The sequence below is a fragment of the Streptomyces sp. NPDC088915 genome, assembly GCF_044749825.1.
In the GTDB taxonomy this organism is placed as follows: Bacteria; Actinomycetota; Actinomycetes; order Streptomycetales; family Streptomycetaceae; genus Streptomyces.
Genome location: NZ_JBIVIR010000013.1, coordinates 263,239 through 281,964, shown reverse-complemented (window position 1 = coordinate 281,964; position 18,726 = coordinate 263,239). Strand labels below are relative to the sequence as shown.

The 18,726-nt window shown below is 73.6% G+C and carries 16 protein-coding genes; 13 read left to right on the top strand and 3 right to left on the bottom strand.

Annotation, left to right across the window (positions count from 1 at the left end; translation table 11 throughout):
- Positions 1-149 precede the first annotated feature (149 nt).
- The 9 genes from ACIP5O_RS24120 (at position 150) to ACIP5O_RS24080 (ending at position 9,149) form a co-directional block, all read left to right on the top strand.
- Positions 150-824, top strand: coding sequence for a two-component system response regulator (locus ACIP5O_RS24120; protein ID WP_125656437.1), 675 nt, complete (start codon positions 150-152; stop codon positions 822-824).
- A 137-nt stretch (positions 825-961) separates the two neighbouring features.
- Positions 962-3,799, top strand: coding sequence for a DNA translocase FtsK (locus ACIP5O_RS24115; protein WP_401296544.1), 2,838 nt, complete (start codon positions 962-964; stop codon positions 3,797-3,799).
- Positions 3,800-4,037: 238 nt separating this feature from the next.
- Positions 4,038-4,865: a helix-turn-helix domain-containing protein gene (locus tag ACIP5O_RS24110; RefSeq protein ID WP_401296542.1), complete on the top strand. Its 828-nt coding sequence runs from the start codon at positions 4,038-4,040 to the stop codon at positions 4,863-4,865.
- An 88-nt stretch (positions 4,866-4,953) separates the two neighbouring features.
- Complete coding sequence (rimO, locus tag ACIP5O_RS24105) at positions 4,954-6,447, top strand: 30S ribosomal protein S12 methylthiotransferase RimO (protein ID WP_401296541.1); 1,494 nt, start codon at positions 4,954-4,956, stop codon at positions 6,445-6,447.
- Positions 6,444-7,121, top strand: coding sequence for a CDP-diacylglycerol--glycerol-3-phosphate 3-phosphatidyltransferase (gene pgsA, locus ACIP5O_RS24100; RefSeq protein ID WP_401296539.1), 678 nt, complete (start codon positions 6,444-6,446; stop codon positions 7,119-7,121). The genes rimO and pgsA overlap by 4 nt, the downstream gene beginning before the upstream one ends.
- Positions 7,118-7,651: a CinA family protein gene (locus tag ACIP5O_RS24095; RefSeq protein ID WP_401296537.1), complete on the top strand. Its 534-nt coding sequence runs from the start codon at positions 7,118-7,120 to the stop codon at positions 7,649-7,651. The genes pgsA and ACIP5O_RS24095 overlap by 4 nt, the downstream gene beginning before the upstream one ends.
- Before the next feature lie 109 nt (positions 7,652-7,760).
- On the top strand, positions 7,761-8,144 hold the full coding sequence (locus tag ACIP5O_RS24090; RefSeq protein WP_401296535.1) for a helix-turn-helix domain-containing protein: 384 nt from the start codon (positions 7,761-7,763) through the stop codon (positions 8,142-8,144).
- 158 nt (positions 8,145-8,302) lie between these two features.
- Positions 8,303-8,773 carry a Dps family protein gene (locus ACIP5O_RS24085; protein ID WP_401296534.1) on the top strand — a complete coding sequence of 157 codons (471 nt, stop codon included), beginning with the start codon at positions 8,303-8,305 and terminating at the stop codon, positions 8,771-8,773.
- Positions 8,774-8,879: 106 nt separating this feature from the next.
- Positions 8,880-9,149: a hypothetical protein gene (locus ACIP5O_RS24080; RefSeq protein ID WP_401296533.1), complete on the top strand. Its 270-nt coding sequence runs from the start codon at positions 8,880-8,882 to the stop codon at positions 9,147-9,149.
- 110 nt (positions 9,150-9,259) lie between these two features.
- Here the strand turns inward: ACIP5O_RS24080 and ACIP5O_RS24075 are convergent, their stop codons facing one another.
- Together ACIP5O_RS24075 and ACIP5O_RS24070 are read right to left on the bottom strand one after the other, a co-directional pair.
- Complete coding sequence (locus ACIP5O_RS24075; protein ID WP_401296531.1) at positions 9,260-10,075, bottom strand: DNA-formamidopyrimidine glycosylase family protein; 816 nt, start codon at positions 10,073-10,075, stop codon at positions 9,260-9,262.
- A 104-nt stretch (positions 10,076-10,179) separates the two neighbouring features.
- Entirely contained in the window at positions 10,180-14,829 is a 4,650-nt protein-coding gene (locus tag ACIP5O_RS24070) for a DEAD/DEAH box helicase (RefSeq protein ID WP_401296529.1), read from the bottom strand.
- 280 nt (positions 14,830-15,109) lie between these two features.
- On the opposite strand from ACIP5O_RS24070, the gene ACIP5O_RS24065 reads away from it, so the two are divergent.
- The 3 genes from ACIP5O_RS24065 to ACIP5O_RS24055 all read left to right on the top strand — a co-directional run bounded on the left by ACIP5O_RS24065 (position 15,110) and on the right by ACIP5O_RS24055 (position 17,139).
- A complete protein-coding gene (locus ACIP5O_RS24065) occupies positions 15,110-15,970 on the top strand; it encodes an AraC family transcriptional regulator (RefSeq protein ID WP_401296527.1) in 861 nt (286 codons plus the stop codon).
- A gap of 108 nt (positions 15,971-16,078) precedes the next feature.
- Entirely contained in the window at positions 16,079-16,834 is a 756-nt protein-coding gene (locus ACIP5O_RS24060; RefSeq protein WP_401296525.1) for an AzlC family ABC transporter permease, read from the top strand.
- Positions 16,831-17,139 carry an AzlD domain-containing protein gene (locus ACIP5O_RS24055; protein ID WP_356547241.1) on the top strand — a complete coding sequence of 103 codons (309 nt, stop codon included), beginning with the start codon at positions 16,831-16,833 and terminating at the stop codon, positions 17,137-17,139. Before ACIP5O_RS24060 ends, ACIP5O_RS24055 begins: the two co-directional genes overlap by 4 nt.
- Positions 17,140-17,176: 37 nt before the next feature.
- Here ACIP5O_RS24055 and ACIP5O_RS24050 read toward each other — a convergent pair whose 3' ends face one another.
- Positions 17,177-18,106 (bottom strand): hypothetical protein, encoded by a 930-nt coding sequence (locus ACIP5O_RS24050; RefSeq protein WP_401296523.1) that lies wholly within the window; start codon positions 18,104-18,106, stop codon positions 17,177-17,179.
- Between the two features lie 79 nt (positions 18,107-18,185).
- On the opposite strand from ACIP5O_RS24050, the gene ACIP5O_RS24045 reads away from it, so the two are divergent.
- A complete protein-coding gene (locus tag ACIP5O_RS24045) occupies positions 18,186-18,380 on the top strand; it encodes a DUF3046 domain-containing protein (RefSeq protein ID WP_125658947.1) in 195 nt (64 codons plus the stop codon).
- Positions 18,381-18,726 lie beyond the last annotated feature (346 nt).

Genomic DNA, 18,726 nt, shown 5'->3' with positions numbered 1-18,726 from the left:
TGACAGGGTGTGGCGACGGGCGGGGTGCGGCTACGATGACCGGCACAAGGACGGACGGCGCTAGGGAGTCGTCTTCTGGGGCGGCGCCCGGCGCCTCCCCCGGTTCGGGGGACCGGGCAGAGCCGTTGCCGGGACGAGGAGGACGGGGCATGGTGCAGAAGGCCAAGATCCTCCTGGTCGATGACCGGCCGGAGAATCTGCTGGCGCTGGAGGCCATTCTCTCCGCGCTCGATCAGACGCTGGTGCGGGCATCGTCCGGGGAGGAAGCGCTCAAGGCGCTGTTGACGGACGACTTCGCGGTCATCCTGCTCGACGTCCAGATGCCGGGAATGGACGGTTTCGAGACCGCCGCCCACATCAAGCGGCGCGAGCGGACCCGGGACATCCCGATCATCTTCCTCACCGCCATCAACCACGGCCCCCACCACACCTTCCGGGGGTACGCGGCGGGGGCGGTCGACTACATCTCGAAGCCCTTCGACCCGTGGGTGCTGCGCGCCAAGGTCTCGGTCTTCGTCGAGCTCTACATGAAGAACTGCAAGCTGCGCGAGCAGGCCGCCCTGCTGCGGCTCCAGTTGGAGGGCGGCGGCGAGACCGGTCACGGCAAGGAGTCCGCCGGTCTGCTTGCCGAGCTCTCCGCCCGCCTCGCGGCCGTCGAGGAGCAGGCGGAGGCGCTGTCGAAGCAGCTCGACGACGACTCGGCCGACGCGGCCGCCGTCGCCACCGCCGCGCACCTGGAGCGCAAGCTCACCGGGCTGCGGCGGGCGCTGGACGCCCTGGAGCCGGGCGCCGGCGCCGCGCCGACCCTGCCCAGCCAGAGCTGACGCCTCGTCACGAAGCGCCCCGGTCCGACACGGTCCGGGGCGCTTCGCCGTGATGCGGCGTCAGCACCGCGCCTCCGCACGGACGACACGAACGGGTGAGGCGGACAGCCGGTTCCCACACGGGTAACCTCGGCACCATGGCTTCACGTACGTCCGGCAAGACCCAGGGCACGGCGGGCACCGCAAAGCCGCGCGCCGGCCGTACGGCGGGCGCCGCGAAGAAGGCGGCGCCCGCGAAGTCCCCCGTCAAACAGCCCGCGAAGAGTGCTGCGAAGAACGCGCCCGCGAAGAGGGCTCCGGCCAGGAAGGCCGCGCCCGCCAAGCGCGCGCCCGCGCGCAGGACGGCGGCGAAGAAGGCCCCGCCCCGCCCGGCGCCGTCCCCGACCGGGGGCGTCTACCGGCTCGTGCGCGGCGCCTGGCTCGGACTCGCCCACGCGGTCGGGGCGCTCTTCCGGAGCATAGGACGCGGCGCCAAGGGCCTCGACCCCGTCCACCGCAAGGACGGCCTCGCACTGCTCCTCCTCGGCCTCGCGCTGATCGTCGCCGTGGGCACCTGGTCCAATCTGCGCGGCCCGGTCGGCGACCTCGTCGAGCTGCTCGTCACCGGGGCCTTCGGCCGGCTCGACCTGCTGGTGCCGCTGCTGGTCGGCGGGATCGGCGTGCGGCTGATCCTCTATCCGGAGCGGCCCGAGGCCAACGGCCGGATCGTCATCGGCCTCTCCGCCCTCGCCCTCGGCGTCCTGGGCCAGGTGCACATCGCGTGCGGCTCGCCGGGCCGCGGCGACGGCGCCGAGGCCGTGCAGGACGCGGGCGGCCTCATCGGCTGGGCCGCGTCCCAGCCCCTCGTCTTCATGATGGGCGAGCTCCTCGCCGTACCGATGCTGGTGCTGCTCACCGTCTTCGGCCTGCTCGTCGTCACCGCCACCCCGGTCAACGCGATCCCGCAGCGCCTGCGTGCCCTCGGCGTCAGGCTCGGGGTCGTGGAGGCGCCGTACGACCCGGCGGAGGTCGAGGAGTACGCGCGCGGGGAGTACGACGAGGAGTGGCGGGGCGCGGAGCCCGGGCCCGTGCGGCCCGTCCGGCGGCGCGCCCCCGGCCCGGCGGAGCCGTACGACGTGGACCGGGCCGAGGCGGAGGTACTGGAGCGGCGCGGCCGCCCGGCGCGCCGCCCCTCCCGGCGGACCGGCTCCGAGGCCGGTCTCGACCCGGTGGACGTCGCCGCGGCTGCGGCCGCCGCCCTGGACGGCGCGGTCCTGAACGGCATGCCGCCGTCCCCGATCGTCGCCGACCTGACCAAGGACGTCACCAAGGACGTCACCGCCGGGCGGAGCGCCGCCGCGGCCGCCACCGGCGCCGGCGCCGCGGAGAAGGCGACCGCGCCCGTGCCGCCCGCCCGGGGCGGGGACCCGCGCGGGGGCGGGGACGTACCCGATCTGACCAAGCCCGCGCCCGAGCCGGGCGATCTGCCGACGCGGGCCGAGCAGCTCCAGCTGTCGGGTGACATCACGTACTCCCTGCCGTCGATGGACCTGCTGGAGCGCGGCGGGCCGGGCAAGACGCGCAGTGCGGCGAACGACGCCGTGGTGGCGGCGTTGTCGAACGTGTTCGCCGAGTTCAAGGTCGACGCGGCGGTCACCGGTTTCACCCGGGGGCCGACGGTCACCCGCTACGAGGTGGAGCTCGGGCCGGCGGTGAAGGTCGAGAAGATCACGGCCCTGGCCAAGAACATCGCCTACGCGGTGGCCTCTCCGGACGTGCGGATCATCTCGCCGATCCCCGGCAAGTCCGCGGTCGGCATCGAGATCCCCAACAGCGACCGCGAGATGGTCAACCTCGGGGACGTGCTGCGGCTCGCGGACGCGGCCGGTGACGAGCATCCGATGCTGGTCGCGCTCGGCAAGGACGTCGAGGGCGGCTACGTGATGGCCAACCTGGCGAAGATGCCGCACATCCTGGTCGCCGGCGCCACCGGCTCCGGCAAGTCCTCGTGCATCAACTGCCTCATCACCTCGGTGATGATAAGGGCGACCCCCGAGGACGTCCGGATGGTGCTCGTCGACCCCAAGCGGGTCGAGCTGACCGCCTACGAGGGCATCCCGCACCTGATCACCCCGATCATCACCAACCCCAAGAAGGCCGCCGAGGCCCTGCAGTGGGTGGTGCGCGAGATGGACCTGCGCTACGACGACCTGGCGGCCTTCGGCTTCCGGCACATCGACGACTTCAACGAGGCCATCCGGGCCGGCAAGGTCCAGCTCCCGCCGGGCAGCGAGCGCGAGCTCAGCCCCTACCCGTACCTCCTGGTGATCGTCGACGAGCTGGCCGACCTGATGATGGTCGCGCCCCGGGACGTGGAGGACGCGATCGTCCGCATCACCCAGTTGGCCCGCGCCGCCGGCATCCATCTGGTGCTGGCCACGCAGCGTCCGTCCGTGGACGTGGTCACCGGTCTGATCAAGGCGAACGTGCCCTCCCGGCTGGCCTTCGCGACCTCCTCGCTCGCCGACAGCCGGGTCATCCTCGACCAGCCCGGCGCCGAGAAGCTGATCGGCAAGGGCGACGGGCTGTTCCTGCCGATGGGGGCCAACAAACCCGTCCGCATGCAGGGCGCGTTCGTCACCGAGGCCGAGGTCGCGGCCGTCGTGCGGCACTGCAAGGACCAGATGACGCCCGTCTTCCGGGACGACGTCACCGTGGGCACCCAGCAGAAGAAGGAGATCGACGAGGAGATCGGCGACGACCTCGACCTGCTGTGCCAGGCCGCCGAGCTGGTCGTCTCCACCCAGTTCGGCTCCACCTCGATGCTCCAGCGCAAACTGCGCGTCGGCTTCGCCAAGGCCGGCCGGCTGATGGACCTCATGGAGTCGCGGAACATCGTCGGCCCCAGCGAGGGCTCCAAGGCGCGCGACGTCCTCGTCAAACCCGACGAACTCGACGGCGTCCTCGCCGTGATCCGGGGCGAGTCGGCCGGGTAGCGCAGGGCCGGGTGTGGGCTCGGGAAGGCGGGGTACCCGTTCGAGATCCGGCCGAGACTCATCCGTAAGAAAAGGCTGGGCAACCGTTTCCCCTGGCCGTACGTCAAGTTGGACGGAGGGACAGAAGGATGTCCCAGCCTCATGGCGTACAAACAGCACCCGCCCGGTTGCCCCACCCTTTCGTACCACCCATAGACTGAACGTCCAGCAGGTGGCTACACGCTCGAAAGGCGCTCTCGTGTCCATCGGCAACTCCCCCGAAGACGACCGGACCTTCCCGGCAGACGACCGGGACTCGATCGGTCGCGCTCTCCGGCAGGCCCGCATCGCCGCCGGTCTCACCGTCGAAGAGGTCAGTGCCTCCACCCGTGTCCGGACCCCGATCGTGCACGCGATCGAGGAGGACGACTTCTCGCGCTGTGGCGGCGACGTCTACGCCCGCGGCCACATCCGTACCCTCGCGCGCGTCGTCGGCCTCGACCCGGCTCCGCTGGTCGAACAGTTCGACGCCGAGCACGGCGGCCGTCCCGCACCCACCCCCGCCGCTCCGCTGTTCGAGGCGGAACGCATCCGCCCCGAGCCGCGCCGGCCCAACTGGACCGCCGCGATGGTCGCGGCCATCGTCGCCGTCGTCGGGTTCGTCGGCTTCACGATGTTCAACGGCGAGGAGACCCCGAAGGGGACCACCGCGGCCGACGGCGGCCCGGCGCCCGCCCCCGAGAAGGCGACCTCCGCCGCCAAGCCCAAGCCGGTCAAGCCCGTCGCGCCCAAGCCCACCGAGAGCGCGATCGCCGCGGTCCCGCAGGACAAGGTCACGATCAAGCTCTCCGCCACCGACGGCAAGAGCTGGATCTCGGCCAAGGCCCACGACGGCAAGATCCTCTTCGACGGACTGCTCATGGAGGGCCAGTCCAAGACCTTCCAGGACGACGAGCGCGTCGACCTGGTCCTCGGCAACGCCGGCGCCATCGAGCTCTACGTCAACGGCAAGAAGGTCGCCGACAAGTTCGAATCCGGCCAGGTCGAGCGGCTCACGTACACCAAGGGCGACCCCCAGGCCGGCTGAGCCGGTCCGGTCGCCGTGATGTGACCTCCGTCGCGCAGGTGAACCCTGCGCGACGGGGGAACGGCCGGGACGAAGTAGTCTTGAGCCCATGCCCGAACGCCGTACCGTCGCCCTTGTCACTCTTGGCTGCGCCCGTAACGAGGTGGACTCGGAGGAGCTCGCAGGCCGCTTGGCAGCGGACGGCTGGGAGCTCGTCGAGAACGCCGAGCAAGCGGACGTCGCCGTCGTCAACACCTGCGGATTCGTCGAGGCCGCCAAGAAGGACTCCGTCGACGCCCTGCTCGAAGCCAATGACCTGAAGGACCACGGCCGGACCCAGGCCGTCGTCGCCGTCGGCTGCATGGCCGAGCGGTACGGCAAGGAGCTTGCCGAGGCCCTCCCGGAGGCCGACGGCGTCCTCGGCTTCGACGACTACGCCGACATCTCCAACCGCCTCCAGACCATCCTCAGCGGTGGCAGCGTCGAGGCCCACACCCCGCGCGACCGGCGCAAGCTGCTGCCGCTCTCGCCCGTGGAGCGCCAGGAGGCCGCGGCCGCCGTGGCCCTGCCCGGGCACGGCGACGGCGCCGAGGCGCCCACCGGCGCCCCGGCCGACCTGCCCGAGGGCCTCGCGCCCGCCTCCGGGCCGCGCGCGCCGCTCCGCCGGCGCCTGGACACCAGCCCCGTCGCCTCCGTGAAGCTGGCCTCCGGCTGCGACCGCCGCTGCACCTTCTGCGCCATCCCCTCCTTCCGCGGCTCCTTCGTCTCGCGCCGTCCCTCGGACGTGCTGAACGAGACGCGCTGGCTCGCCGAGCAGGGCGTGAAGGAGATCATGCTGGTCTCCGAGAACAACACCTCCTACGGCAAGGACCTCGGCGACATCCGGCTCCTGGAGGGCCTGCTGCCCGAGCTGGCGGCCGTGGACGGCATCGAGCGCGTCCGCGTCAGCTACCTCCAGCCCGCCGAGATGCGCCCCGGCCTGATCGACGTCCTCACCTCCACCGAGAAGGTCGTGCCGTACTTCGACCTCTCCTTCCAGCACAGCGCCCCCGACGTGCTGCGGTCCATGCGCCGCTTCGGCGACACCGACCGCTTCCTGGAGCTCCTGGAGACCATCCGCTCCAAGGCCCCCACGGCCGGTGCCCGCTCCAACTTCATCGTCGGCTTCCCCGGCGAGACCGAGGCGGACTTCGCCGAGCTGGAACGCTTCATCACCCACGCGCGCCTCGACGCCATCGGCGTCTTCGGCTACTCCGACGAGGACGGCACCGAGGCCGCCACGTACGAGCACAAGCTCGACCAGGACGTGGTCGACAAGCGGCTCGCCCACCTCTCCCGGCTCGCCGAGGAGCTCACCGCGCAGCGCGCGGAGGAGCGGATCGGAGAGACCCTGGAGGTACTCGTCGAGTCCCTGGACGAGGAGGACGGCTGGATCGGCCGCGCCGCCCACCAGGCCCCCGAGACCGACGGACAGGTGGTCCTCGTCACGGCCGACGGCACGGACCCCGATCTGGCCCCGGGCCGTATGGTCAGGGCGAAGGTCGTCGGGACGGAGGGCGTCGACCTGGTGGCCGAGTGTCTTTTCGAGGAGGCGGGCAGATGACCGGAGTCCCGGCATCCGCGACGGGCGGGACCGGTAGGCCGACGCCCCGCGGCAAGCTGGGCGCGGCGGCCGTCAACCAGGCCAGCCTGTGGAACATCGCGAACATCCTCACCATGATCCGGCTGGTGCTCGTGCCGGGCTTCGTGGTGCTGCTGCTCCAGGACGGCGGGCACGATCCCGCGTGGCGGGCCTGGGCCTGGGCGGCGTTCGCGGTGGCCATGATCACGGACGTCTTCGACGGGCACCTCGCCCGTACGTACAACCTGGTCACCGACTTCGGGAAGATCGCCGACCCGATCGCGGACAAGGCGATCATGGCGGCCGGCCTGATCTCCCTGTCCGCCCTCGGGGACCTCCCCTGGTGGGTGACCGCGGTCATCCTGGCCCGGGAGCTGGGGATCACCCTGATGCGGTTCTGGGTCATCCGGCACGGGGTCATCCCCGCCAGCCGGGGCGGCAAGATGAAGACCCTGGCCCAGGGCACGGCCGTGGGCATGTACGTGCTCGTGCTCACCGGACCGCTGGCCACCCTCCGCTTCTGGGTGATGGCGGTGGCCGTCGTGCTGACGGTCCTCACCGGTCTCGACTACGTGCGGCAGGCCGTCGTGCTGCGGCGCCGGGGCCTCGCCGCCGAGCGGGCCGCCGCCGAGCGGTCGGAGGCGGCGGCACGGTGACAGGGGCCGCCCGGGTGCTCGCGCTGCTCGCCGAGCGCGGCCAGACACTGGCCGTCGCGGAGTCGCTCACGGGCGGCCTGGTGGCCGCCGAGCTCACCGGCGTCCCCGGCGCCTCGGCGGCCTTCCGGGGGTCCGTCACCGCCTACGCCACCGCCCTCAAGCACGAGCTCCTCGGCGTCGACGGGGACCTGCTCGCGGAGCGCGGCGCGGTGGATCCCGAGGTCGCGTCGCAGATGGCGGCCGGTGTACGGGCCCGGCTCGGCGCCGACTGGGGCATCGCGACGACCGGGGTCGCGGGCCCCGACCCGCAGGACGGGCAGCCCGTCGGAACCGTCTACGTGGCGGTCGCGGGGCCGGGCGGGGAGACGGCCCGGACGGGGGTCCCGGTGGGGAAAGTGGTCCCGTTGAGGTTGAACGGCGATCGTGGGGAAATCCGTAGGGAGAGCGTACGGATCGTGCTCGCACTGCTCCGCGAGGAACTCTCGGGAAATGGCCGGGCACAGGATACGGAACAGAACGGGGGGAATTGATGTTTGCAGCCCTGAGTGAACACGACATCGCTCCCCGCACGGCCGCGGCGCGAGGCGGTACGGTGGGGCGTGAAGGATGCGGCTACGCGGTCCGAGGAGGGAGCCACCGATGATTCTGCTCCGTCGCCTGCTGGGTGACGTGCTGCGTCGGCAGCGCCAGCGCCAGGGCCGTACTCTGCGCGAAGTCTCCTCGTCCGCCCGAGTCTCGCTCGGCTATCTCTCCGAGGTGGAGCGGGGGCAGAAGGAGGCTTCCTCCGAGCTGCTCTCCGCGATCTGCGACGCGTTGGACGTACGGATGTCCGAGCTCATGCGCGAAGTGAGCGACGAGCTGTCGCTGGCCGAACTGGCCGAGTCGGCGGCAGCGAGCGAACAGGTGCCGACGCCGGTTCGTCCGATGCTCAATTCGGTGTCGGTGACGTCGGTGGCGGGTGTGTCCACCGAGCGGGTGACCATCAAGGCGCCCGCGGAGGCGGTCGACGTCGTCGCCGCCTGAACCGAAACGAGGGTGAAGCCCCGGTTCCGTGTCCTGTGAGGGGCACCGGCCGGGGCTTCGCCCTTTTCCGGGTTTTCTTTGGGCGGGTTTGTTTGAGATGCCGGGTGCCGGTGAGGCGTGCCATGGTGGGGGAACGTTCGACTGGTTGGAGATTCCGCATGTCTGTCGTGAAGAGCACGCTGTCCGAGACCGACCTCAAGACCGTCGGCGACGCGCTCCAGGGGGCCCTCGTCGACCTGGTCGACCTCTCCCTGGTGGCCAAGCAGGTGCACTGGAACGTCGTCGGACCGCGCTTCCGCTCCGTCCACCTGCAGCTGGACGAGGTGGTCACCACCGCCCGGACGCACTCGGACACCGTGGCCGAGCGTGCGTCCGCCCTGGGCGTCAACCCGGACGGGCGAGCGTCGACCGTGGCGTCGTCGAGCGCGATCGGAACGGTGCCGGAAGGCTGGATCAAGGACGAGGAGGCGGTGCAGATCCTCGTCACCGCCCTCGGTGCCGTCACCAGCCGGATGCGGGAGCGGATCGACGCGACCGGTGACCCCGACCCGGTCACCCAGGACATCCTCATCACCCTGACGGGCGAGCTGGAGAAGCACGCGTGGATGTTCCAGGCGGAGAGCGTCTGAGGAGGACCGGGGCGTGCTGATACGTACGGTGCGCGCCGGGGCGGGCCCCGGTGCGCCCTCCCACAGGGTGATCCTGCCGGTCTAACGTCGACCGCAGGAGGCGGCCATGGTACGGCGACGGTTTCCGCCGGTGACGCCCGCGCTGATCGCGGTCGGACTGGTGGCCGGGGGACTCTGGTGGTGGGCGGTGCTGCGCCTGCTGCTCGTACCGGGCGAGGCCGGACCGGTCGAGGGAGTGATGGTCGCGGGCGGCTGGGGACTGAGCCTGCTGCCCGTGCACGTGGCCGCCTCGTCGGGGCAGCCGGGCGCACTGGTCCGGCGCATCGGCAGGACGCCGTGGCGCCGGAGGTGGGGCGCGGGCTCCGGCTCGGCGTGAGGGACGTGCTCGTCATGTGGGACGTATTCGGCGTGTGGGACGTATGTGGCGCGAGGGGTGTGACGAAGACGTGAGGCCGCCGCAGTTGTGGGGCTGCGGCGGACGGACGGTCAGACCGACGGGCTCGTATCGGCTTCCTGCCGGTGCGGGCCCCGCTGGCATTCCGGGCACCAGTACGTGACCCGGTCCCCGAGCTCCGCCTTGTGGATCCGGGCGCCGCAGCGCAGACAGGGGCGGCCCGCGCGGCCGTAGACGTGGAGCGGGGTGCCGGGGCGGCGGACGGTGGTGATCCGCTGGTCCGGGTGGTCCTTGTTGAGGTCGAGCAGGCGGTGCGCGGTCGCCACCAGACGGGCGGGGACGTCCGGCTCCAGCTCGCCCACGGGGACCCAGGGGGTGACGGCGGCCAGGAACGCCAGCTCCGACTTGTAGATGTTGCCGATGCCGGCCAGGTTGCGCTGGTCGAGGAGGGCCTCGCCGAGCGTCCTCGCCGGGTCGGACGCCAGCCTGCGCACGGCCTCCTCCGGATCCCAGTCCGGGCCGAGCAGGTCCGGACCGAGGTGGCCCACGATCCGGGACTCCTCGTCGGTGCGGACGAGCTCCAGGACCGGGAGCCGGTAGCCGTACGCGGTGGACTCCGCGTTCCCCAGGACGGCCCGGATCTGGTGGTCGGGGCCGCCGCGGGGCCGCTCCCCGGTGGCGTACACCCGCCAGGCGCCGTCCATCCGCAGATGGGAGTGGAGGGTGAGCCCGCCCTCGATCCGGGCGAGCAGGTGCTTGCCGCGCGGAGTCACGTCGAGGAGCGTGCGGCCGGTGAGATCGGCGGTGGCGAACCGGGGCACCCGGAGGTCCGAACGGGTGATCACCCGCCCCGCGAGCGCGGCGTGCAGGCGGCGGGCCACCTGCCAGACGGTGTCTCCTTCGGGCACGGTCCTCCTCGGGTCGCGGTCTTTCGGGCCACGGGCTTTCGGGTGCGGGCCCTTTTGGGCTCCTTCCGGGCCTTTCTTCGAGCTTCTTCCCGGGTGCGCGTCGGCTAGGCGCGCAGGCGCAGGCCTCTGGGGGTGGCCAGGAAGCCCGCCGCCTCCAGGGGGCGGGCCAGTGGGGAGGTCAGGGCCGCCACGCCGTTGAGCCGCTCCACCGTGACCGTGCCCAGGGAGCCCGCGCGCGCGGACGCCGCCAGGGCCTCGGCCGCCGCCGTCAGGGCGGGATCGTCCGGATCGGTCGGCCAGGACAGGAGCGTCTTGCCGCCGCGCTCCATGTAGAGCGTCAGCTCGCCGTCGACCAGGACGACCATCGCGCCCGCCTTGCGTCCCGGCTTGTGCCCGGCGCCGGTCGGCGGCTCGGGCCAGGACAGGGCGGCCCCGTACGCGTTCGCCGGGTCGGCCGCCGCGAGGACCAGGGCGCGGGGACCGGCCGCCGCCTCGACCCCCCGGTCGCGCGCGGTCGCCGCGGCCCGCAGCCGGTCCACCGCGCCGTCCATCGCGAACTGGGCCGCGCCGAGCCCCTCCACGACGTAGCCCCTGCGGGCCTGGCCGCTGTCCTCGAAGGCGGCCAGGATCCGGTACACGGCCGAGAAGCCGCCCTCCACGCCCTCGGCGGCCACCGCGCCCCGGGTGACCACGCCGTGCCGGTCCAGGAGGGTGCGGGCCAGGGCATGCGCCCGGTGCGTCGGCTCCGGTTCGAGCGGGGGCAGCAGCGACCAGCGGCCGGAGACCGTGGGCGGACCCGTGCGGAACACCGGCCGGGCGGACGCGGTCAGGGTGCCGTACCGGCCGCGGGGGACCGTGCGGCGCGCGCGGTGCGCGGTGGAGCCGGCCGTGCGGCCCGAGCCGAGCAGCGCGCGCAGCGGGGCGAGGGTGTCGTTGGTGAGCCGGCCCGACCAGGCCAGGTCCCAGAGCGCGTCGGCGAGCTGGGGATCGGTGGCGTCCGGGTGGGTGGTCGCCCGGATCTGGTCGGCGATCTGACGGAAGAACAGGCCGTACCCGCCGGAGAGGACGGTGAGCACCGACTCGTGCAGCGCGGACAGCTCCAGCGGGTGCGGCGGAGCGAGGAGCAGCGGGGCCGCGTCCGCGAGGTACAGGGAGACCCAGCCGTCCTTGCCGGGCAGCGAGCCCGCGCCCGCCCACACCACCTCACCGGTGGTCGTCAGCTCGTCCAGCATCGCCGGGGAGTAGTCCCGGACCCGGGAGGGCAGGACCAGCTTCTCCAGGGCCGAGGCCGGGACGGGGGCGCCCTGGAGCTGCTCGACCGCCCGGGCCAGACCGTCGATGCCGCGCAGACCGTGGCTCCCCAGGTGCTGCCACTGCGGCAGGAAGGAGGCGAGGGCCGCCGGGGGCACCGGCTCCAGCTCGTGCCGCAGGGCGGCGAGGGAGCGTCGGCGCAGCCGGCGCAGGACGGTGGCGTCGCACCACTCCTGGCCGATGCCGGACGGGTGGAACTCGCCCTGGACGACCCGGCCGGACGCGGCGAGCCGCTGGAGGGCGCCGTCGGTGACGGCCGTGCCCAGGCCGAAGCGCTCGCCCGCCCGGGAGGAGGTGAACGGGCCGTGCGTGCGGGCGTACCGGGCGAGGAGGTCGCCCAGCGGGTCCTTGACCGGCTCGGTGAAGGCCTCGGGGACGCCGACCGGCAGGGCCGTGCCCAGGGCGTCCCGGAGACGGCCCGCGTCCTCGATCGCCGCCCAGTGCTCCCGGCCCCCGATCCGCACCCGGATCGCGCGCCGTGCCGCCTCCAGCTCGCCCGCCCAGTCCGCCTCGGCGCCCCGCTCGGCCAGCTCGGCGTCGGTGAGCGGGCCCAGGACCCGCAGCAGGTCGGCGACGCCCTCCACGTCCTTGATCCGCCGGTCCTCCGTCAGCCACTGGAGCTCCCGCTCCAGCTCCGTCAGGACGTCCGCGTCGAGCAGCTCGCGCAGCTCCGCCTGGCCGAGCAGCTCCGCGAGCAGCCGGGAGTCCAGGGAGAGCGCGGCGGCCCGCCGCTCCGCGAGCGGCGAGTCCCCCTCGTACAGGAACTGCGCCACGTAGCCGAAGAGCAGCGAGCGGGCGAAGGGGGACGGCTCGGGGGTGGTGACCTCGACGAGGCGGACCCGGCGGGCCTCGATGTCACCCATCAGCTCCGTCAGACCGGGCAGGTCGAAGACGTCCTGGAGGCACTCGCGGACGGCCTCCAGGACGATCGGGAACGAGCCGAACTCGCTCGCCACCTGGAGGAGCTGGGACGCGCGCTGCCGCTGCTGCCACAGCGGGGTGCGCTTGCCCGGGTTCCGCTTCGGCAGCAGCAGGGCGCGGGCGGCGCACTCGCGGAAGCGGGAGGCGAACAGCGCGGAGCCGCCCACCTGGTCGGTGACGACCTGACCGATCTCGCCCTTGTCGAAGAGGGCGTCGGCCGCGCCGACGGGCGCCTTGTCCGCGTCGTACACGGCGTCCATGTGACGGCCCGGGTCGACCGGTTCGTGGTCGAGGAGGTCCAGGCCCATGTCCAGGCCCATCAGGTCGGCGTCCGGCAGGCGCAGCACGATGCCGTCGTCCGCGTGCATCACCTGCGCGTCCATGCCGTACCGCTCGGCGAGCCGGGCGCCGAGCGCCAGCGCCCACGGGGCGTGCACCTGCGCCCCGAACGGGGAGTGGATGACGACCCGCCAGTCCCCGAGCTCGTCCCGGAAGCGCTCGACCAGGATCGTCCGGTCGTCCGGCACGTGCCCGCAGGCCTCGCGCTGCTCCTTGAGGTACGCCAGGACGTTCTCGGCGGCCCACGCGTCGAGCCCGGCGGCGAGCAGCCGCAGCCGCGCGTCCTCGTCCCCGAGGGCGCCGATCTCGCGGAGGAACGCGCCCACCGCCCGCCCCAGTTCGAGCGGGCGGCCCAGCTGGTCGCCCTTCCAGAACGGCAGCCGGCCCGGCGCGCCGGGCGCGGGGGTGACCAGGACCCGGTCCCGGGTGATGTCCTCGATCCGCCACGAGGTGGTGCCGAGCGTGAACACGTCGCCCACGCGCGACTCGTAGACCATCTCCTCGTCGAGCTCCCCGACCCGGCCCCCGCCCTTCTTGGGGTCGGAGCCCGCCAGGAACACGCCGAACAGGCCCCGGTCGGGGATCGTGCCGCCCGAGGTGACGGCGAGCCGCTGTGCGCCCGGCCGGCCCGTGACCGTCCCGGTCACCCGGTCCCAGACCACGCGCGGGCGCAGCTCGGCGAAGGCGTCCGAGGGATACCGCCCCGCCAGCATGTCGAGGACGCCGGTGAACGCCGACTCGGGCAGCGAGGCGAACGGTGCCGCCCTGCGCACCATCGCGAGCAGGTCGTCCACCTGCCAGGTGTCGAGCGCGACCATCGCGACCAGCTGCTGCGCGAGCACGTCCAGCGGATTGGCGGGGATCCGCAGGGACTCGATGGCCCCCGAACGCATCCGCTCGGTGACCACGGCCGCCTGCACCAGGTCCCCCCGGTACTTGGGGAATACCACGCCCGTGGAGACCGCGCCGACCTGGTGGCCGGCGCGGCCCACCCGCTGGAGCCCGGAGGCCACCGAGGGCGGCGACTCGACCTGCACGACCAGGTCCACCGCGCCCATGTCGATGCCCAGCTCCAGGCTGGAGGTGGCCACCACGGCGGGCAGCCGGCCCGCCTTCAGGTCCTCCTCGACCTGGGCGCGCTGCTCCTTCGACACCGAACCGTGGTGGGCCCGGGCGAGCAGCGGCGGGGCGCCCTGCGCCGCCCCCGACTGGGCCATGACCTCGGCCGGGGGAGCCCCCTCGGGCAGGGGCTCGCCGGTCGCCCGCTCGTACGCGATCTCGTTGAGCCGGTTGCACAGGCGCTCGGCCAGACGGCGGGAGTTGGCGAAGACGATCGTGGAGCGGTGGGACTGCACGAGGTCGGCGATCCGCTCCTCGACGTGCGGCCAGATCGACGGCCTGTCGCCGCCCTCCTTGCCCTCCGAGGCCGGGGAGCCGCCCAGCTCGCCCATGTCCTCGACGGGGACGACGACGGAGAGGTCGAACTCCTTGCCCGACGGCGGCTGCACGATCTCCACGGCACGCCCCGGCGACAGGTAGCGGGCCACCTCGTCCACCGGCCGGACCGTGGCCGACAGGCCGATCCGGCGAGCGGGCCGGGGGAGCAGCTCGTCGAGCCGCTCCAGGGAGAGCGCCAGGTGCGCGCCCCGCTTCGTGCCCGCGACCGCGTGGACCTCGTCCAGGATGACCGTCTCCACGCCCGCGAGGGCCTCGCGGGCGGCGGAGGTCAGCATCAGGAACAGCGACTCGGGGGTGGTGATCAGGATGTCCGGCGGCTTGGTCGCGAGCGTGCGGCGCTCGGCGGCCGGGGTGTCGCCGGAGCGGATCCCGACCCGGATGTCCGGCTCGGGCAGCCCGAGCCGCACCGATTCCTGGCGGATGCCGGTCAGCGGGGAGCGCAGGTTCCGCTCGACGTCCACCGCGAGGGCCTTCAGCGGGGACACGTACAGCACGCGGCAGCGCTTGCGGGCCTCCGCCGGCGGGGGCACGGACGCCAGTCGGTCCAGGGAGGCGAGGAAGGCCGCCAGCGTCTTGCCCGAACCGGTCGGGGCGACGACCAGCACGTCGGAGCCCGCCCCGATGGCGGTCCAGGCGCCCTCCTGCGCCGCCGTGGGCGCGGTGAAGGCCCCGGTGAACCAACCACGGGTCGCGGGGGAGAACGAGTCGAGCGCGGACCTGACCATGCCCCCCATCGTGCACCCGGGCACTGACAACCGCCGGGACCTGTGGAAAACCGCCCGCGCAGCGCGGCGCCCGTCCCTCTTCCGAGTGGGTGTGTCCGGGAGGGTGCGGGCCGGGGCCCGGAGCGGCGGCCTTCCGTACGGGCCGGGGCCCGGGGCGGCGGCCTTCCGTACGGGCCGGGGCCCGGGGCGGCGGCCTTCCGTACGGGCCGGCGGCCCCGGTGCGGACCGGAGCAGTGGTCCCGTTCAGCCCCGGCGTTCGGCCCTGGCGCAGAATGGAGGCATGGCGAGCGGGGAACGGGCACGGTACTGGCAGTACCCCGAGCTGCCCGGGGTCGACCTGCTGCACGCCCGCTACATCCGCAAGGCCTTCTCCCGCCACACCCACGAGACCTTCGTCTTCGCCGCGATCACCGAGGGCGTCGAGGCCTTCCACCACCACGACGAGCTGGTCCACGCCGGGCCCGGACAGATCGCCCTGGTCAACCCCGACACCCCGCACACCGGGCACGCCGGGGTCCCCGAGGGCTGGACCTACCGGACGATCTACCCCGACGCGGAGATCGTCCGGTCGATCGCCGCCGACACCCTCGCCCTGCGCGGCTCGGTCGGCTTCACCGCGCCCGTCGTCGACGACCCGTACGCCGCACGGCTCGTCGTCGGCGTCCACCGGGCCGCCGAGGAGGGCAACGCGCTCGCCGCCGACAGCCTGCTCCGGCTCGTCACGGCCCGGCTGCTGCGCAGCCACGGCGGTCCGATCACCCCGCTCCCGCCGCGCTCGGCGGGCGCCCGGAACGCGGCACGCGCGCGTGAGGTCCTGGAGGGCCGGATGGCCGGGCCGCCGACCCTGGAGCGCCTCGCCGCCGAGCTGGACACCAGCCCCTTCGCCCTGCTGCGGGCCTTCCGCGAGGCGTACGGGATGCCGCCGCACACCTGGCTCACCGACGCGCGCGTGCGCCGGGCCCGGCAACTGCTCGACACCGGCGTTCCCCCGGCGGAGGCGGCCGCCGTCGTCGGCTTCACCGACCAGTCGCACCTCAACCGGCACTTCACCCGCAGCGTGGGAGTGCCGCCGGGGGCTTATCAGCGCGCGCGTGGCGGGGGAAAACCCGCGAGGCCCGCCGGATCCGGTAGATCCGGCTGATGCGACGGGTCTGGCTGATCCGGTCGCCCGCCGGGCCCTGCCGACCCGTCCGACCTGGTGCAAGAACGTACAAGACCCGGGGTACCCGGCAGCCGTAGCGTCCCCGGTGTGGCAGAACAGACAGCACCCCCCGTGATACGCGACGACGCCCCGGCCAAGCCCGACGCCGCCGTCGTCCGCGACGCCCTCGGCGTCGGCGTCGCCGTCGGGCTCTCCGGCTTCGCCTTCGGCGTGACCTCGGCGGGCTCCGGGCTCAGCCTCCTCCAGACCTGCGTCCTCAGCCTGCTCGTCTTCACCGGCGCCTCGCAGTTCGCCCTCGTCGGCGCGCTCGCCGCGGGCGGCAACCCCTTCACGGCCGCCGCCGGAGCGTTCTTCCTGGGCACCCGCAACGCCTTCTACGGGCTGCGGCTCTCCCAGCTCCTCGCCCTGCCGAAGGCCGTCAGGCCCCTCGCCGCGCACTGGGTGATCGACGAGACCACGGCGGTCGCGCTCGCCCAGCCGTCCCGCCGGGCCGCGCGCATCGGCTTCACCGTCACCGGGCTCACGCTGTACGTCCTGTGGAACGTCACCACGCTCCTCGGGGCGCTCGGCGCCGAGGCGATCGGGGACACCGCCGCCTGGGGACTCGACGCGGCCGGGCCCGCCGTCTTCCTGGCCCTGCTCGCCCCCATGCTCACGTCCGCGACCGAGCGGGCCACCGCGGGCCTCGCGGTCCTGCTCGGCCTCGGCCTGCTTCCCGTGCTCCCCGCCGGGGTGCCGGTCCTCGCGGCCGCCCTCGCCGCACCCGTGGTGCTCTGGGCGAAGGGCCGGCGCACCGCACGTACGCCCCGCCCCACGGCCCGACGAGAGAAGGACTCCCGATGAACGTCTGGATCGCGATCGCCCTCACCGTCGCCGGGTGCTACCTGGTCAAGCTGGTCGGCCTGCTCGTCCCCGCCGGAGCGCTGGAACGCCCGCTCGTCCAGCGGCTCGCGGCGCTGCTCCCCGTCGCCCTGCTCGCCGCGCTCACCGCGCAGCAGACGTTCAGCACAGGCGCCGACCTCGTCCTGGACGCCCGGGCCGCCGGGCTCGCCGCGGCCGCCGTCGCGCTCGTCCTGCGGGCGCCGTTCCTGGTCGTCGTGGGCGCCGCCGTCGCCGTCACGGCGGGGGTGCGGGCCCTGGGCTGGTGAGACCGCCCCGTACACCAGGCCCGTACATCCGGTCTTCTCAGCCGACGGGGCGGCCGTGCGCGCGGAGGGTGCGCAGGGCCTCGACGGTGACGATCGGGCGCCACTCCAGGGCCGAGCCGGGGGCCCAGGCGCGCCGGCGGATCGGCCAGCCGCCGTCCTCCTCCTGGTCGGCGGCGAGCCGGTCGAGCGAGCGGGCCATCTCCTCCTCCGTGAACCAGCGCGCGGCCAGCGAGTCCGGCACGCGCGCGTAGTCGTGCGGGAAGTGGTGCTCACCGGGCGCGTACCCGTCCGCCACCGGCCGGTCCTCCGACCGGTCCGGGTCGAGGACGGCGAGCCCCTGCTCCCGGACGAGCCGGCCGAGGCGGTCGGCGGCCGCCTCCGCGCGGGGGCGGTCCGGGGCCCCGTCGAGGAAGGCGACGGCCGCCTGGACCTCGTAGGGGTGGGACTTCTCCAGGGTCTCCACGGCCGACCAGCAGAACTCGGTGGCCCGGAACAGCCACGCGTGCCACACCTGGTTGCGGTGGAGCAGCCCGACCACCGGACCGGTCGAGAGCAGCGCGCCCGGCGGGGAGTCGACGACCGGGACGAACGGCGCCGAGGGGTAGTCGCGTTGGGAGGGGTGGATCGCCGGGAGGGCCCCGTCGTGCGTGGACACCGCCGTGAGGTAGCGGCAGATCCGCTCGATCCGCGGTCCGCCGCAGCGGCCGATGGAGTCCAGGACCCGCAGCGCGTGCGCGGTGTGCAGCGGCTGGCTGACCGGTCCGCGCAGGTCCGGTTCGAGCGCGTGACCGTAACCGCCGTCCTCGTTGAGGTACGCCGTGAGCGCCGTCTCGACCTGATCCGCGCCACCGCGCTGGAAGTGGTAGGCGAACCGGCGCTGTTCGAGGACGCGGGCCGTCAGCCAGATGAAACGCTCGGCGCGGGCCAGGGGGGTCGAGGACGCGGAGGGGAGGGGTTCTTCGGCCATGCTCCGACCGTAGGGCGGAAAGCCGCGGTGACAAGGCCCGCGGGGCGGGCTGCACTCTTGGGAGCGGGATACTGGGGGCATGCGGTTGACGATTTTCTGGGAACGGATGGCCGAACACTTCGGTGCGTCGTACGCCGAGTCCTTCGCGAGCGACCATGTGATGGCGGAACTCGGGGGCCGGACCGTACGGGAGGCGCTGGACGCCGGCTGGGAGGCGAAGGACGTGTGGCGCGCCGTCTGCGCCGCCGTCGACGTGCCCGCCGACAAGCGCTGACCGGTCCGTCCACCGGTCTGGTGGACGGACCGGTGGACGGACCGTCGTACGGGGACGGGCGGGGGCCGGGAGGAATGTCCGCGCGGTGCGCGAGACTGGCGGGGTGGCCCCGACTGACGACAGCGACGACACCGACAAGACCCCCGGCACCGACGAGATCCACGAAAGTCGTGGTGCCGACGAGGCCCACGGCTCCGACGAGACCGACGGCCCCGGCGAGATCACCGGCGCCCCCGGCAGGACCGGCAGGACCGGTTCGACCGACGTGACGGCTTCCGCGTCCCCGGCTCCGGCCTCTGACACCGCCACCGGCGCCGGGGGAGGTGCCGCCGTGGACACGCCTCCC

What these genes read in the sequence shown, in the direction of transcription:
- ACIP5O_RS24070 (WP_401296529.1), bottom strand. Translation starts at nt 14,829, where the DNA reads ATGGTCAGGTCCGCGCTCGACTCGTTCTCCCCCGCGACCCGTGGTTGG.
- ACIP5O_RS24080 (WP_401296533.1), top strand. Translation starts at nt 8,880, where the DNA reads ATGGTACGGCGACGGTTTCCGCCGGTGACGCCCGCGCTGATCGCGGTC.
- pgsA (WP_401296539.1), top strand. Translation starts at nt 6,444, where the DNA reads ATGACCGGAGTCCCGGCATCCGCGACGGGCGGGACCGGTAGGCCGACG.
- ACIP5O_RS24055 (WP_356547241.1), top strand. Translation starts at nt 16,831, where the DNA reads ATGAACGTCTGGATCGCGATCGCCCTCACCGTCGCCGGGTGCTACCTG.
- ACIP5O_RS24085 (WP_401296534.1), top strand. Translation starts at nt 8,303, where the DNA reads ATGTCTGTCGTGAAGAGCACGCTGTCCGAGACCGACCTCAAGACCGTC.
- ACIP5O_RS24115 (WP_401296544.1), top strand. Translation starts at nt 962, where the DNA reads ATGGCTTCACGTACGTCCGGCAAGACCCAGGGCACGGCGGGCACCGCA.
- ACIP5O_RS24065 (WP_401296527.1), top strand. Translation starts at nt 15,110, where the DNA reads ATGGCGAGCGGGGAACGGGCACGGTACTGGCAGTACCCCGAGCTGCCC.
- ACIP5O_RS24090 (WP_401296535.1), top strand. Translation starts at nt 7,761, where the DNA reads ATGATTCTGCTCCGTCGCCTGCTGGGTGACGTGCTGCGTCGGCAGCGC.
- rimO (WP_401296541.1), top strand. Translation starts at nt 4,954, where the DNA reads ATGCCCGAACGCCGTACCGTCGCCCTTGTCACTCTTGGCTGCGCCCGT.
- ACIP5O_RS24120 (WP_125656437.1), top strand. Translation starts at nt 150, where the DNA reads ATGGTGCAGAAGGCCAAGATCCTCCTGGTCGATGACCGGCCGGAGAAT.
- ACIP5O_RS24045 (WP_125658947.1), top strand. Translation starts at nt 18,186, where the DNA reads ATGCGGTTGACGATTTTCTGGGAACGGATGGCCGAACACTTCGGTGCG.
- ACIP5O_RS24050 (WP_401296523.1), bottom strand. Translation starts at nt 18,106, where the DNA reads ATGGCCGAAGAACCCCTCCCCTCCGCGTCCTCGACCCCCCTGGCCCGC.